This is a genomic window from Vibrio palustris, from assembly GCF_024346995.1.
GTDB classification, from domain to species: Bacteria; Pseudomonadota; Gammaproteobacteria; order Enterobacterales; family Vibrionaceae; genus Vibrio; species Vibrio palustris.
Genome location: NZ_AP024887.1, coordinates 83,356 through 96,503 on the forward strand (window position 1 = coordinate 83,356; position 13,148 = coordinate 96,503).

Consider the following 13,148-nt stretch of genomic DNA (forward strand, 5'->3'; position numbering starts at 1 on the left):
AACCCGCTTATTCATTCTTTACGTAATAAAATATAACGCCTTGATAAAAAATAGATTTATACCCTTGGCATACAACCTGCAGTCTGTACTACAGCTAAAGTTTCTATTTCTTTATGGCAGAGGACACTGCCACAAAGAGAAAAAGCGTCATGAGACATCAAAATATAGCCTTCTTTGGTACTCAATCATGTATAGAAAGGAAAAGATTGAGTCGGCGCGAGAGTAATAAGTAGGAGGGAGGGGGTATGACAGTAGAGATGAATCGCGTGAGAGAGTTGCTTGTCAAAATGATACATCACCGGCAAAGGTGTGAGGCTCTTATTTATGCGCAATCACATCGAACGTTAGCAAGGTCAGCCTATCGATTTGTTAAGATAGAAAAAGTGATGATCCAAAAAATGGCCATGCTATTGTTTAAACAAGATGGCGAGCAATTCATTACAGCGCATAACACCGGATACGATGTGATTGAATTTGATGATTACAACGAAATGCATGCGATGAATAAGTCGATGTTAAAGGATATAAAATCACTCATAAAAACGACGGGTGACACCAATTTAACGGCGCTTGTTTCTTACTGGTTAGCGGCGTTACAAATTGAAAATGATGAGATGCACAAGCATTTACCGACGAGTGAGTCGTGATGCTTGGCTTACTTGGACGTTGTGTGTTTGCGGGTTAGGTAGGGCGGTGCAGGTTACTTACCATAAAATAGAGACTTGATCGCGTTCCTTTCGTGCCGCTATGGCACGAAAGAACGACAAATCGACATTAGCTTTTGTCCGTCATTTCTTCAACATAACCATCGGCTAGTTGTATCTTTTGGTTGTCGGTCATTACTTTACCGGCAAGTGGGAAAAAATTCTTTTCTTCGTCTTCAAGGTGATGCAGCACTTTATGACGTAAAGTTTTCATCAGATTTATCCAAGAAGGCGAGCTCATATCCGTGGAATCGAGTTGCGCCAGAAGTTTATCGAACTGGTGGTGCTCTGCGATACCGTGGCGAGAGACGTCGATGGTCGTATCACTCTCGATTAAAGGAGCATAGAAAAATCGCTCTTCTGCAGCAGAGTGTTGTTCGAGTTCATGTTTTAGGTTCTGGTAAAACTCTTTGCGTGCAGGAGACTCACCAGAGGTTTCCATGAGAGTCTCGAGTAAAAGACGTTGCTTTTCATGGCTCTCTTTTAGCACATCAAATATGTTTTTCATGTTCGACTCCTTATATAGAAGTGAATGATTCGCGCGGCGATGTTCGCGCGTGCTCGGTGCTGCGTGCACAGTGCTGATTGTTACGTGGGCAGTGTTATCTAATTAGAGCGAACCCCGCGAGCGGGGTTCGCTTATACAAAGCGTCATTAGTGCTCGACGTGCAGTTTATCAACGACGTTATTCACATCATCTGTGTTCTGAGCAATCGTCATTGCTAGATCATGCTCGGCATCTGACTCAACATTGCCTTTGAGTGTGACCGTCTTGTCTTGAGTGGTCACATTAATGTCGGTGCCACTGATATCAGTATCCATCAGTAAGCGCGTTTTAACGATTGTGGTAATTTTAGAATCAGTTAGCGAAGCCAGTGTTTTTGAATCTGTGTTCTGGTCTCCTTTGTTCATCACTGTTAGTTCGTTGTCCACTTTTTTCACACCATCAATCCCGGAGACGAGTTCTCCTGCCAGTGATTTTTCTACATCACTGTCGACTGACCCTGAAAGTGTCACGACTTTATGGTCAACATCGGTGTTGATATCAAAAGAGTTAAGGTTGTTATTAAGTAACAGCGTTGCTTCAGCTTTACCATCTAACCATGCATCCATAGATTTGTTTTCCCATTTATCATTGGCTAGGGCTGCAGTAGAAGAAGTTGCGAGAACTGACGCCAGTACAATTTTAGCTGCAATGTTGTTTTTCATAATAACTCTCCTTTATTTACGTTTTAATATAGGAGCAAACCACATGCCAACTTTTTAACTATCTGTTTTTATTGAATTATGGTTTCTTTTCCTAACGTAACAAAGCGATTAAGCAGAAGCAGGCGTGAATTATTTACATGGACTAAATGTAAATTTTTATTAGTGACGTTGTGCATTTAGCGGCGAGTTAGCAGGAAAGCTTTCTTGCAACCATGATGTTTATCGATGCACCACGTTATAAGAAGGTTCATAGCCAAATAACAGGACGTTCTGCTCACATTTAGATAACGCAAAGAGCATGATGAGATTTGATCTTGTACCGGTTACCTAATCGACGTACATTGTTTCAGTCACAGTTGAGAGGATATTTGTATGTCGTTGCCAACCCTATTTCTGCGAGTACAAGATCCGTTACTCAAAGACGCGATTACTTCTTGCCAAGAGCTGAATAAATTTTGTCAGTACGATATTGATGTCGCTGCTGATTGGATTAATCACTTTCTGAAGCGAAAGCCTGATGTCGCGATTATTGAAGTGGAGCATTTTACCCACGCTGATTACCAACGCCTTGCCAGTATCGACGGTATTTACGATATGGACTGGGTGATTATTAGCTCGGGGGTTCCTAACGAAGACTTGGATAAGCTGGTTAATTTAGGGGCGATTTTCCATTACCGCAAGCCTGTAGATATTACTCTCTTTACCGAGACGCTGTGCGAAATTAGCCAGTACTATCAATGTAAACAAACGCAAGGACGTAAAGTTTTTAGCAGCGAGCTTGATCAATTTGGTTTATTGGTGGGGTCCTCATCTGCGATGCATCAGCTTTATCGCATGATCCGGCGAGTTGCCAAAATTGATGCCAACGTTCTCATTACTGGAGAAAGCGGTGCAGGCAAAGAGCTGGTGGCACAGACCATTCATTTAGCCAGCGAGCGTAAGCAGCAACCTTTTATCGCGATTAACTGCGGCGCAATCAGCCCAAACTTGGTCGATAGTGAATTGTTTGGCTATGAAAAAGGCGCGTTTACTGGGGCCAATAAAACCCACCAAGGTGTCTTTAAACAAGCGGAAGGTGGGACGTTATTTTTAGATGAGATAACGGAGATGCCTATAGAACAACAAGTGAAGCTATTGCGTGTTTTGGAAACCGGAGAGTATCGCCCGGTGGGCAGTCAGACTGCGCATATGGCTAAAGTGCGCATTGTGGCCGCAACCAACCGAGATCCCAAAGTCGCGATTGAAGAGCAGTTCCTACGTGAAGATCTGTTTTTCCGGTTATCGCACTTTCCATTGGTGATCCCTCCGTTGCGTGAACGAGGCGAAGACATTGTTGGTTTGGCGAAGCACTTTATTTCACACCGTAATGCCAATGAGGAAATAACCAAGTCCATTCTCGACTCCGCATTGCAAAAAATCGCCTTACACGATTGGCCGGGTAATGTGCGAGAGCTCAAACATACCATTGAGCGGGCGTTTATTTTAGCCGATGATGTTATCTGCGATGAACACTTGATCTTCGATACGCCGCCACTTGAAACTGGCACCAGCATTGAAGATTTGGTCCCTGCGGGTGTGTCTTTAGAGCATTTAGAAAAAGCGGCAATTTTCAATACACTAGAAGAGAATCAAGGCAATAAAACCGAGTCGGCTCAAGAGCTCGGTATCAGCGTGAAAACCCTCTACAACAAACTTGAGAAGTATCAAGAAGAATAACGCTCATCATCAAAAAAAAAGAGCACTGAACAGAATTCAGTGCTCTTTTTCGTATTGCGCTAGGCGATTAGCGCATGGTTACTAATTACCAACACAGGTGGTTTCTGAAATCAATCTGGAAAGGTTTATATGACAAGGCTCTTCGGCCTTTTCCAGAAACTAGTCACTTCTTTGAGGTGTGCTTTCAATAGATGGAGGGGAGCTTTCAGTATCAAACTTATTTATGCCCCACTCGGTGTTAACGTAACTACTCAGTGGCGGATCGTGCCACTGAAATCACCGTACTTTTACTCATGGTTGCAACTAGCTGTGTGGTGAACGGAGTCTCCCATTTCTTTCCATCTTCAAAGTTAACTCGTTTAAGACGAGTTCGGAATAACCATTCATTGCCAACTAGCTATTAACTGCTGCCTAATGTCTGCAATTACAGGAAAGACCGATAGCAATAACAAAACGGACATAGACATGTTAAACCAAATTAGATAGTTATTGTTTTTCAGTGTTTGTTGTAGGAAAGTGCCAAACATTAGCCATATCCCTACGCATGGAAACGAAACGAGGAAAAAGGTTGTAGCAATGGCCAGGCTTTGGGTTGTGTATTGTTCTCCTATCGTTGTGAATGAAGAAATCGCACCAATAGCAACTACCCATGCTTTGGCATTAACCCATTGAAAGATTGCTCCTTTTAGAAAGCCCAGCGGCTTGGCTTTTTGAGTGCTACTATCTACTGAACCACTTCTGGATATAAGCCAGGCCAAGTAAAGCAAATAGGCGGTCCCAACAACCTTTATGATTAAACTCAGTTGTGGAAACAGTGTAAAAAGGTGGCCGACCCCCAAGCTGACAACCAGTAGCATAACAGTAAATCCGACACAAATGCCTGTCAGTAGAGGCAGGCTCTTTCGCACGCCAAAGTTTAGTCCTGATGTCATAACCATAATGTTATTGGGGCCAGGAGTAACTGAAGCAGAAATAGCAAATAGCGCTATAGAAACCATGTATTCCAATTTAATTTCCTCTTAATACTTGATGTCCACTTTCATTTCATGAATGACGACAAATGAATAAACATTTTAATGAACGAGTGTTTTTTATATTGAGCGAGCAAGCTCGAATTGTCAAACAAAACGATCGTTTGATATAATGAACGTAAATTTTATAACGAACCTATCCTATGAATAGAAATGAACCACCTATTGCACAAATTGCAGCTACGTTAAATTCGGAAAGAAGACGTTCAGGGCTAAGCATTGCTGAGGTTGCCAGACAGGCAAAAATTGCAAAATCGACTTTATCTCAACTGGAAAACGGAGTTGGGAACCCAAGCATCGAAACGCTATGGTCTATTTGTATCGTATTAGGTATCCCAGTATCACGCTTGCTTGAATCACCGAAACAGGAAACGAAAGTTATTCGCCATGGCGAAGGAGTAACAGTCGCTTCAAAGCGTAACAATTACCACGCTACTTTGCTTGCAGCATGTCCGCCTAATGTAAGTCGAGATATATACTGGATTGAAGTTGAACCTGGAGAACCCCATTACTCGGAACCACACAATCAAGGAGTAATCGAGCATGTTGTTATTGCTACAGGAAAGGCTCGACTTGGTTTGGTTTCAGAAAGTTATGAGCTTAATGAAGGTGATTATATTTCTTACCCTGGAGATTTGCCGCATTTGTTTGAGGCTTTACAAGAAGGAACAAGAGCAATGCTGATTTCTGAGTACCGATAAAACTACTACTTTACGAGAGTGTTAGACACAAAAATACATGCAATTTAATAGCATTTAATTTCAAATAACCTTAGTGATTCTAGAGTAATGTTGTGCAAACTTCTGTCCATTTCCTGTCATGTCAGCCACCAGAGCAAGTGGTGGCCGATTGTGTTTTGCGATACCAGAAGTTATCTGAAGGATAGAATCCGCCTGAAACGCCTAAATGATTTCTGTCCAGAACCTTCATTGGCTGAATTTTATCCGTGGCATTTTTTAGCATGAAAATTCTACGAAGTTTGTTAGAGCCGATTGTAGTGGCATAGTGAATTTGGTCACTTAGTGAGAGGCGATATCATCACCTCATAAGTTAACCGGTGAGATTATGACAAAACGTACAAGACGACTATTTATTAGCGCAGAATTTAAGTTAGAAGCGGCGCAGTGAGTCCTAGACCAACACTATTTAGTGGCTGTAGCCACCCAAGCAATGAATGTGGGCAAGTCCACGATGGATAAATGGGTTCGCCAGCTTAGAGAAGAGCGCTAAGGGAAAACACCGAAAGCGTCACCAATGACCCCTGAACAAATAGGAATTCGAGAATTAAAAAAGAAGTTGGCTCGCTTTAAGAGCATAATGAAATATTAAAAAAATCACGGCACTGTTGGTGTTTGGCTCGCTGAACAATTCTTGATAACCCAGAATAACGCTCATCATCAAAAAAAAGAGCACTGAACAGAATTCAGTGCTCTTTTTCGTATTGCGCTAAAGGGTTAGCGCATGGTAACAAATTCTTCTGAACCTGTTGGGTGGATAGCAACCACAGCATCGAAATCGGCTTTAGTAGCGCCCATCTTCATCGCAACAGCAAAGCCTTGAATCATTTCATCGACAGTAAAGCCGATGCCGTGCAGACCAACGACTTTCTCATCATCACCCGCACACACGAGCTTCATACGACACGGTTGACGGTGTTGCGTCACTGCGGTGTACATAGCGGTAAAGCTTGAAGTGTACACTTTAACGTTATCTTCACCGTATTCGGCGATGGCTTCTGGCTCGCTAAGGCCGATGGTGCCAATCGGTGGGTGGCTAAAGACAACCGTCGGTACTAAGTTGTAGTCTAATTTCGCTTCTTTTTGACCATTGAAGAGACGCTCAGACAATAGACGACCGGATTTTACCGCGATAGGCGTCAGTTCAATCCCGCCTTCCATGATGTCACCCACACAGTAAATGCCGTTTACCGATGTATTTTGGTACTCATCAACTTTAATAAAGCCTTTATCATTGGTCGCAACACCAGTCGCCGATAGGTTAATCGCATCAGTCGCTGGGTGACGACCAATTGCCCAAATCAAGGTATCCACATTTTGTGATTGACCGTTTTCTAGGTGCAGAGTCACACTGCCGTCAGCTTCTTTGACAACTTCTTTCGGTACGCTGTGCGTGTGCAGTGTTGGGCCTTCTGCTTCCATCACTTCAACCAAGGTCTCGATGACCATAGGGTCAAACGAACGCAGCGGCGATTCTTTGCGGCAGAATAAGTGCGTTTCGGTACCGAACGCATTTAATACGCCAGCAATCTCAACGGCAATGTAGCCCGCACCGACAACCGCGACACGCTTAGGTTGTTCTTCTAGTTCAAAGAAACCGTTTGAATCAATACCGTGCTCAGCGCCAGGAATCGCTGGGATGGTTGGGCGGCCACCGACTGCAATCAGGATATGATCGGCAGTGTAATGTTCGCCGTTTACTTCGACGGTTTTTTCGTCGACAAATTTGGCAAAGCCACGAATCACGTTGACGTCGTTTTTACCCAGTACGCGATCGTAAGATTGGTGAATACGGCCGATATACGCTTGACGGTTTTCAACCAGTTTGGCCCAGTCAAAACCATTCACATTAACGTCAAAACCATAGTCGGCAGCGTATAGGTTCATAGCTTCAGCGACTTGCGCGCCATGCCACATCACTTTTTTGGGTACGCAACCAACGTTTACACAGGTGCCGCCCAAGTCTTGCGCTTCAATAAGCGCGACTTTCGCGCCATGCATGGCTGCACGGTTTGCAGAGGCAATACCACCGCTGCCGCCACCGATACAGATGTAATCAAAATGTGTTGCCATTATTTTCTCCGTTTGTTTCGGTCAATCTCAGCATGCTAGTCGTTAGACCTTCCGCAGGATCGTTATTGTTAATAGTGAGATTGGGATAGATTTATTGAACTCAAGTCCACATCTATTTCATTCAACATACTCTACTACTCTGGAACAATCCATTCCACCTTATGATGGCCAGTGACTGGAGCAATTTTTTCTTTGAGAATAGGTAAAATGGCTTCCATTTGACTCGCGAGTTTCCACGGTGGGTTGATGACAATCATACCCGATGCGGTCATGCCGCGTTCCGAGGTATCTGGCGATACGCCCAGTTCAATTTGTAGAATTCGACGAATGCCGAGTGCTTCAAGGCCTTCAATCATGTCTTCAATATCACAGCGATTGACCACCGGATACCAAATCGCGTAGATACCGGTTGCCCAGCGCTTATAGCTTTGGGCAATCGCTTTCACTACATCACGATATTCCTTCGCTAGTTCATAAGGTGGATCAATCAAGACTAAACCGCGGCGTTCTTGCGGTGGTAGGCTGGCTTTGAGCTTAGCAAATCCATCTTCTTTAAAAATGCTCACTTGGCGATCACGCTGAAACTCTTGTTCCAATAGCGGATAATCGCTTGGGTGCAATTCAGTCAGCACCATGCGATCTTGCGGGCGTAACAAGGCGCGCGCAACGCGTGGTGAACCGGGGTAGTAGCGCAGTTCACTGTTGTCGTTTAACGCTTCTATCGTCGCAAGATAGTCGGCAAGGTCGGCGGGCAAATCTTGTTGCCATAAACGGCCAATACCTTGCTTATATTCGCCAGTTTTTTCTGACCATTCGTGGGTTAAATCGTAGCGACCAACGCCAGAGTGGGTGTCGTGATAAACAAAAGGTTTATCTTTATTCTTCAGAGACGAAATGATCAGGCTCTCTACGATATGTTTCACTACATCCGCATGATTTCCTGCGTGAAAACTGTGTCGATAACTTAACAAAATACACTCTCGAAACCGCGACATACGGTTATTGATGATTAGGCTGATTCGATTATATACTGAAAGACCGTGATGAGTCACAACGGTAATGTGATTAGGAATCTGTCATTGTTCTTGCGGTACACATTGAAAAACGGACTTATCACCTACATTTAAGGACTAATAACGGTTGCTCATTGCACCACGTTTTCATAAAAAGGAATATCAGATGTCAAATCCACTTCTCACCTTTACGGAGCTGCCTCCGTTTTCCGAAATATTACCGGAACATGTTAAGCCTGCAATCGAGCATTGCATTAGCGAATGCCGTAACACCATCGAGCAAGTGTTAGCCGATAATCCGACCCCAACTTGGGAGAGCGTGGTTGCGCCTATCGACGAAGTGGATGATCGCCTAAGCCGCGTATGGTCACCGGTCAGTCATATGAACTCAGTGATGAACAACGAAGCGTTGCGTGAAGCGTATGAAAGTTGTTTACCGCTGTTATCAGAGTTTGGAACTTGGGTTGGGCAGCATAAAGGCTTGTTTCATGCCTACCAAACCATTAAAGCCAGCGACGAGTTTGCAACGTTAACTACCGCGCAAAAGAAAACCATCACCGATGCGCTACGCAGCTTTGAACTTTCTGGGATTGGTTTGCCTGCGGCGGAGCAAAAGCGTTACGGCGATATTAGCAAACGCCTCTCTGAATTGAGCTCTACGTTCTCAAACAACGTGCTTGATGCCACCATGGGTTGGACGAAGCACATTACCAATGAGGCGGATTTATCGGGTATGCCTGAATCGGCGCTAGCCTCAGCGAAAGCGGCGGCTGAAGCGAAAGGTTTAGAAGGCTATCTACTAACATTAGATATTCCGTCTTACCTGCCTGTTATGACTTACTGCGATAACCAAGCGCTACGCCAAGAAATGTATGAAGCATACGTGACGCGCGCCTCTGATCGTGGTCCGAATGCTGGGCAGTGGGATAACACTGAAATCATGGCCGAAGAGCTCAAGTTGCGTCATGAAATCTCGCGCCTATTGGGCTTTAACTCGTACAGTGAAAAATCACTGGCGACGAAAATGGCAAAATCTCCTGATCAGGTCATGACCTTTTTGAATGAGATGGCCGACAAAGTCAAACCACAAGGTGAGCGTGAAGTGGAAGAGTTACGCCAGTTTGCTGAGCAAGAGTATGGTGTAACGGAATTGCAGCTGTGGGATGTCGGTTACTACAGTGAAAAGCTAAAACAGAAACAATTCGAAATCTCGGATGAACAATTGCGTCCGTATTTCCCAGAGCACAAAGTCGTTAACGGTTTATTTAGCGTTTTGCAGCGCGTCTTTAGAATGACCGTTGTTGAGCAAAACGGCATCGATACTTGGCATGAATCAGTCCGTTTCTTTAATATCTTTGATAGCGACGATCAACTACGCGGAAGTTTTTATCTCGATTTATACGCGCGTGAACACAAGCGTGGCGGGGCATGGATGGATGAATGCCGCGTACGCCGCGTGAAAACCAACGGTGAGCTACAAACGCCTGTCGCGTACTTAACGTGTAACTTTAATCGCCCAGTGGGTGATAAGCCGGCGCTGTTCACTCATGATGAAGTGGTAACTTTGTTCCATGAAACCGGCCACGGTATTCACCATATGCTGACGCAAGTTGATGAAGGCGCGGTATCGGGGATTAATGGTGTCGCTTGGGATGCGGTCGAGCTACCAAGCCAATTTCTAGAAAACTGGTGCTGGGAAGAAGAAGCGCTGGCGTTTATCTCGGGTCACTATGAAACCGATGAGCCACTGCCAAAAGAGATGCTAGATAAAATGCTGGCGGCGAAAAACTACCATTCAGCCATGGGGCTGTTGCGCCAGCTTGAATTCTCGATGTTCGATTTCACGTTGCATACACAATACGATCCAGAGGCGGGTCCGCGCGTTCTCGAAACGCTTGCTGACGTGAAAAAACGGGTCGCCGTTTTGCCAAGTGTGGAATGGAATCGTTTTCCTCATGGCTTTGGCCATATTTTCGCAGGTGGTTATAGTGCTGGTTATTACAGCTACCTATGGGCAGAAGTTTTGTCGTCAGATGCGTTCTCGCGTTTTGAAGAAGAAGGTATCTTTAACCAAGAAACAGGCCAAAGCTTCCTAGAAAATATTCTAGAACGCGGTGGCAGTGAAGAGCCAATGGAGCTATTTAAACGCTTCCGTGGCCGTGAACCTGAAATTGATGCTTTGTTACGCCATGCGGGAATCGCGGCTTAAGCCATCCAGTAGGCTGATTGAGCAATAAAAAAAGCCCCGCAATGTATATTGCGGGGCTTTTTATTTGCTAGGAATATTCTCTGGTAATATTCGTAAGGCTAGGCGCGAGGTTGGAGTGTTACCGTAACCGTATTCTCTGAGTAACTCAGTGAAGCGGTATAGCGTTGACCTGACGTATCTTGCGCGATCACTTGGCTAAATTGTCCTTCAATGTAGTCTGCATTGAGCACTTCATAGCTTGTCGTGGTTGTGATGTTTGGTACGGTGAGACGCAGTGTGCCACCTTCAATATAGATACTATTTTGTGCCGAGATACGTGCATTATGCGTTAAATCTAGCGCTAAGCTACCGTCCTTAATCACATAATCAGACACGCTCAATGTCCCTTTGCTAGGGTCTTGATCGCCACCACGGATAGACACTTGCACTGTACCGTCATTTTGGTAAAGCGTGTGTGTACCAAAAGCGGTGTTTGACGCAGCAGCTAAAGTACCACCATCGAGCAGTGTACCGCCTTGATAGCTATTATTGCCTTCAAGACTTAGTTTACCTGTGCCAGATTTATGTAGCATACCGATGCCTGCAATATCATTGCGCCAGCGGTCCGCTGCATAAAAACCACCCTTGCTTGCATCCATGTAAACATCGACATCACCATTAAACGCACCATATCCATCGGCAGCGTCGACTAAGTTAATGCGTCCCCAGCCACGTGATTCGTTGATAACTGGATAGTTAGAGTCGATTTCGGTCGACGCTAAAACGGCACGGCGTTGCTCTGTCGTTAGGTAAGGTAGGCGAGTCTCTAACAAGACTTCTGCGCCTTTTGGTACTTGTGGCGCTTTGCTGGCTTCGTCGAGTTTACTGAAACCGTATGTCATGTACGCACGATATTTCTCTTTCATGGCTTGATGGTCAGCGTAGGCGTCTTGAGCATTACACGGCTGATTTGCATCGGTAGTACAGTGGGCAAACTCGTTTACTGAGTCGTAATCACTTGGCATGTTTTGCTCAAAATATAAATTCGCTTGCGCAACGGCCGCGGATTTGGTCGCAATATTGTTAGGATCCGATAGGGTGGCGGCGGTGACGGCTAGCCCCATGATACGGCCACCAATGACATCGAACGGTGAATGCATTGATGCCACGATACGGTTTTCGCCTAAATCGCCTGCACGCGCCACCATTTCTTGGAAACGTTGTGGAATGGCATAAGCCATACCGAGGCTGCGGTCATAGGCTTCGGTTGTATGGCCACTTGGATACGCCCCGTCTTTGGCACGGCCTGAAATCCAGTTATCCCCTTCTTGTAAGGCATTTTGCATACTGAACGTTTGATCGTCATAGTGACCAGGGTTATTGATTGGTTCGTCTTCGGTATAAATGGTACGCCCAGCACAGAGTAGCCCTAGCATTGGCTGAGATATGGGATTGCTCGGCATATCATAGTATTTATAGCCATTCACGCTACCATCGGCATTTAAGCATGTGTACTGCGTGAGGTCACTGACGTTTTGATAGCTCGCAACAGAGTAGTCACGGTTAAGGCGCCAAGGGCGAGGGGAGACAAAATGATATTTTGGCGCTTCTGTCGAGGCTCCATAGTCACGAATGTGATTGAGTAATGACACAACCTCGTTGAGTGATGTGGCTTGGCCGTCTTTGTCGATTGTTCCGTAGTTTGTGCCTTTATCGAGCCCTTTCTGGTAGGTGTTCTTAAGCACATCCATAGCTTGGCCATTAAGGACAACATCGCCTTGCGCATTCGTGGTAAAAGGAGAGGTTGAATTTGCGCCATCTCGATACAGGCTGGCCAGTGGGCCTAACCCTGAAGTAATACTAAACCCTTTTTGGCGTTGGTCATCAAGGTAAGCGAGCGCCATGGCTTGAGGGTCATTACGGTCTACATCCGGTTGGCTTTCTCCTGAGCGAGTGAGCGTACGAACATAATCAAAGTTTTCATGCCATGCTTTCTCGTTACGAACTTGCGTCTTATTAAACAGTCGCTTCAGTACCGCTTGCGTACTGTTAGACGCGCCGCCTTCTGCTGTGAACTGCGCAGGGCCATCGGTAAACACAGACGCATCGGCAAAGTTTGCCCAGTCACTCTCTCCTTGATACCAAACCTCATCAAAACCACGCAAAATTTGCAAAATTGGGTTTTTTGCATAGGTATAAGCTTCAGCATTATGCTTATTGTTTGTGGTCTGGATATCGCCATCGACAACCGCAATATCCGTCCCTGAAAGCGTAGGAACAGGAACAGACTGCGCTCCAAGCGTTGCATGTGGCGCTTCTGGTTGTTCATAGGTTGTTTCATCATCGTGATGACATGCGGTGATAGCACATGCAATGGCGGTCATGGCAAACAGGCGTGAGGGATGTTTTAAAAGCATGAGAATGCGGTTCCTTGCAAAAAACGAAGTTAAAAACGAATAAATATGGATGTACTGATG

Annotated in this window: 10 protein-coding genes and 1 pseudogene; 5 read left to right on the forward strand and 6 right to left on the reverse strand. The window is 45.2% G+C overall.

All coding sequences use genetic code 11. The features are described from left to right. Window positions 1–245: 245 nt before the first annotated feature. Entirely contained in the window at window positions 246–647 is a 402-nt protein-coding gene (locus OCU30_RS00405) for a hypothetical protein (protein ID WP_077313904.1), read from the forward strand. 127 nt (window positions 648–774) lie between these two features. Here OCU30_RS00405 and OCU30_RS00410 read toward each other — a convergent pair whose 3' ends face one another. Both OCU30_RS00410 and OCU30_RS00415 read right to left on the reverse strand, forming a co-directional pair. After that, a complete protein-coding gene (locus OCU30_RS00410) occupies window positions 775–1,212 on the reverse strand; it encodes a hemerythrin domain-containing protein (RefSeq protein WP_077313903.1) in 438 nt (145 codons plus the stop codon). Between the two features lie 146 nt (window positions 1,213–1,358). Further along, window positions 1,359–1,913, reverse strand: coding sequence for a BON domain-containing protein (locus OCU30_RS00415; RefSeq protein WP_077313902.1), 555 nt, complete (start codon window positions 1,911–1,913; stop codon window positions 1,359–1,361). 372 nt (window positions 1,914–2,285) lie between these two features. On the opposite strand from OCU30_RS00415, the gene OCU30_RS00420 reads away from it, so the two are divergent. Continuing rightward, window positions 2,286–3,629, forward strand: coding sequence for a sigma-54 interaction domain-containing protein (locus OCU30_RS00420; RefSeq protein ID WP_077313901.1), 1,344 nt, complete (start codon window positions 2,286–2,288; stop codon window positions 3,627–3,629). Window positions 3,630–4,012: 383 nt separating this feature from the next. Here the strand turns inward: OCU30_RS00420 and OCU30_RS00425 are convergent, their stop codons facing one another. Beyond that, window positions 4,013–4,636 (reverse strand): LysE family translocator, encoded by a 624-nt coding sequence (locus OCU30_RS00425; RefSeq protein ID WP_077313900.1) that lies wholly within the window; start codon window positions 4,634–4,636, stop codon window positions 4,013–4,015. A 167-nt stretch (window positions 4,637–4,803) separates the two neighbouring features. Here OCU30_RS00425 and OCU30_RS00430 point away from each other — a divergent pair, with 167 nt between their 5' ends. Beyond that, window positions 4,804–5,361: a helix-turn-helix domain-containing protein gene (locus OCU30_RS00430; RefSeq protein WP_077313899.1), complete on the forward strand. Its 558-nt coding sequence runs from the start codon at window positions 4,804–4,806 to the stop codon at window positions 5,359–5,361. 364 nt (window positions 5,362–5,725) lie between these two features. Further along, window positions 5,726–6,037, forward strand: a pseudogene (locus OCU30_RS00435) (transposase); the annotation flags it as partial. A 77-nt stretch (window positions 6,038–6,114) separates the two neighbouring features. On the opposite strand, the gene gorA reads toward OCU30_RS00435, so the two are convergent. Further along, entirely contained in the window at window positions 6,115–7,470 is a 1,356-nt protein-coding gene (gene gorA / locus OCU30_RS00440; protein ID WP_077313898.1) for a glutathione-disulfide reductase, read from the reverse strand. 134 nt (window positions 7,471–7,604) lie between these two features. Further along, complete coding sequence (locus tag OCU30_RS00445; protein ID WP_077313897.1) at window positions 7,605–8,441, reverse strand: 23S rRNA (adenine(2030)-N(6))-methyltransferase RlmJ; 837 nt, start codon at window positions 8,439–8,441, stop codon at window positions 7,605–7,607. A 208-nt stretch (window positions 8,442–8,649) separates the two neighbouring features. Here OCU30_RS00445 and prlC point away from each other — a divergent pair, with 208 nt between their 5' ends. After that, a complete protein-coding gene (gene prlC / locus OCU30_RS00450; RefSeq protein WP_077313896.1) occupies window positions 8,650–10,692 on the forward strand; it encodes an oligopeptidase A in 2,043 nt (680 codons plus the stop codon). Between the two features lie 98 nt (window positions 10,693–10,790). Here prlC and OCU30_RS00455 read toward each other — a convergent pair whose 3' ends face one another. Then, window positions 10,791–13,088: a phosphatase PAP2 family protein gene (locus OCU30_RS00455; RefSeq protein ID WP_159439115.1), complete on the reverse strand. Its 2,298-nt coding sequence runs from the start codon at window positions 13,086–13,088 to the stop codon at window positions 10,791–10,793. Between the last annotated feature and the right edge of the window lie 60 nt (window positions 13,089–13,148).

Excerpts from the sequence above, each read along its gene's own strand:
- OCU30_RS00410 (WP_077313903.1), bottom strand. The coding sequence starts at position 1,212 with ATGAAAAACATATTTGATGTGCTAAAAGAGAGCCATGAAAAGCAACGT.
- OCU30_RS00455 (WP_159439115.1), bottom strand. The coding sequence starts at position 13,088 with ATGCTTTTAAAACATCCCTCACGCCTGTTTGCCATGACCGCCATTGCA.
- OCU30_RS00405 (WP_077313904.1), top strand. The coding sequence starts at position 246 with ATGACAGTAGAGATGAATCGCGTGAGAGAGTTGCTTGTCAAAATGATA.
- OCU30_RS00415 (WP_077313902.1), bottom strand. The coding sequence starts at position 1,913 with ATGAAAAACAACATTGCAGCTAAAATTGTACTGGCGTCAGTTCTCGCA.
- gorA (WP_077313898.1), bottom strand. The coding sequence starts at position 7,470 with ATGGCAACACATTTTGATTACATCTGTATCGGTGGCGGCAGCGGTGGT.
- prlC (WP_077313896.1), top strand. The coding sequence starts at position 8,650 with ATGTCAAATCCACTTCTCACCTTTACGGAGCTGCCTCCGTTTTCCGAA.
- OCU30_RS00420 (WP_077313901.1), top strand. The coding sequence starts at position 2,286 with ATGTCGTTGCCAACCCTATTTCTGCGAGTACAAGATCCGTTACTCAAA.
- OCU30_RS00430 (WP_077313899.1), top strand. The coding sequence starts at position 4,804 with ATGAATAGAAATGAACCACCTATTGCACAAATTGCAGCTACGTTAAAT.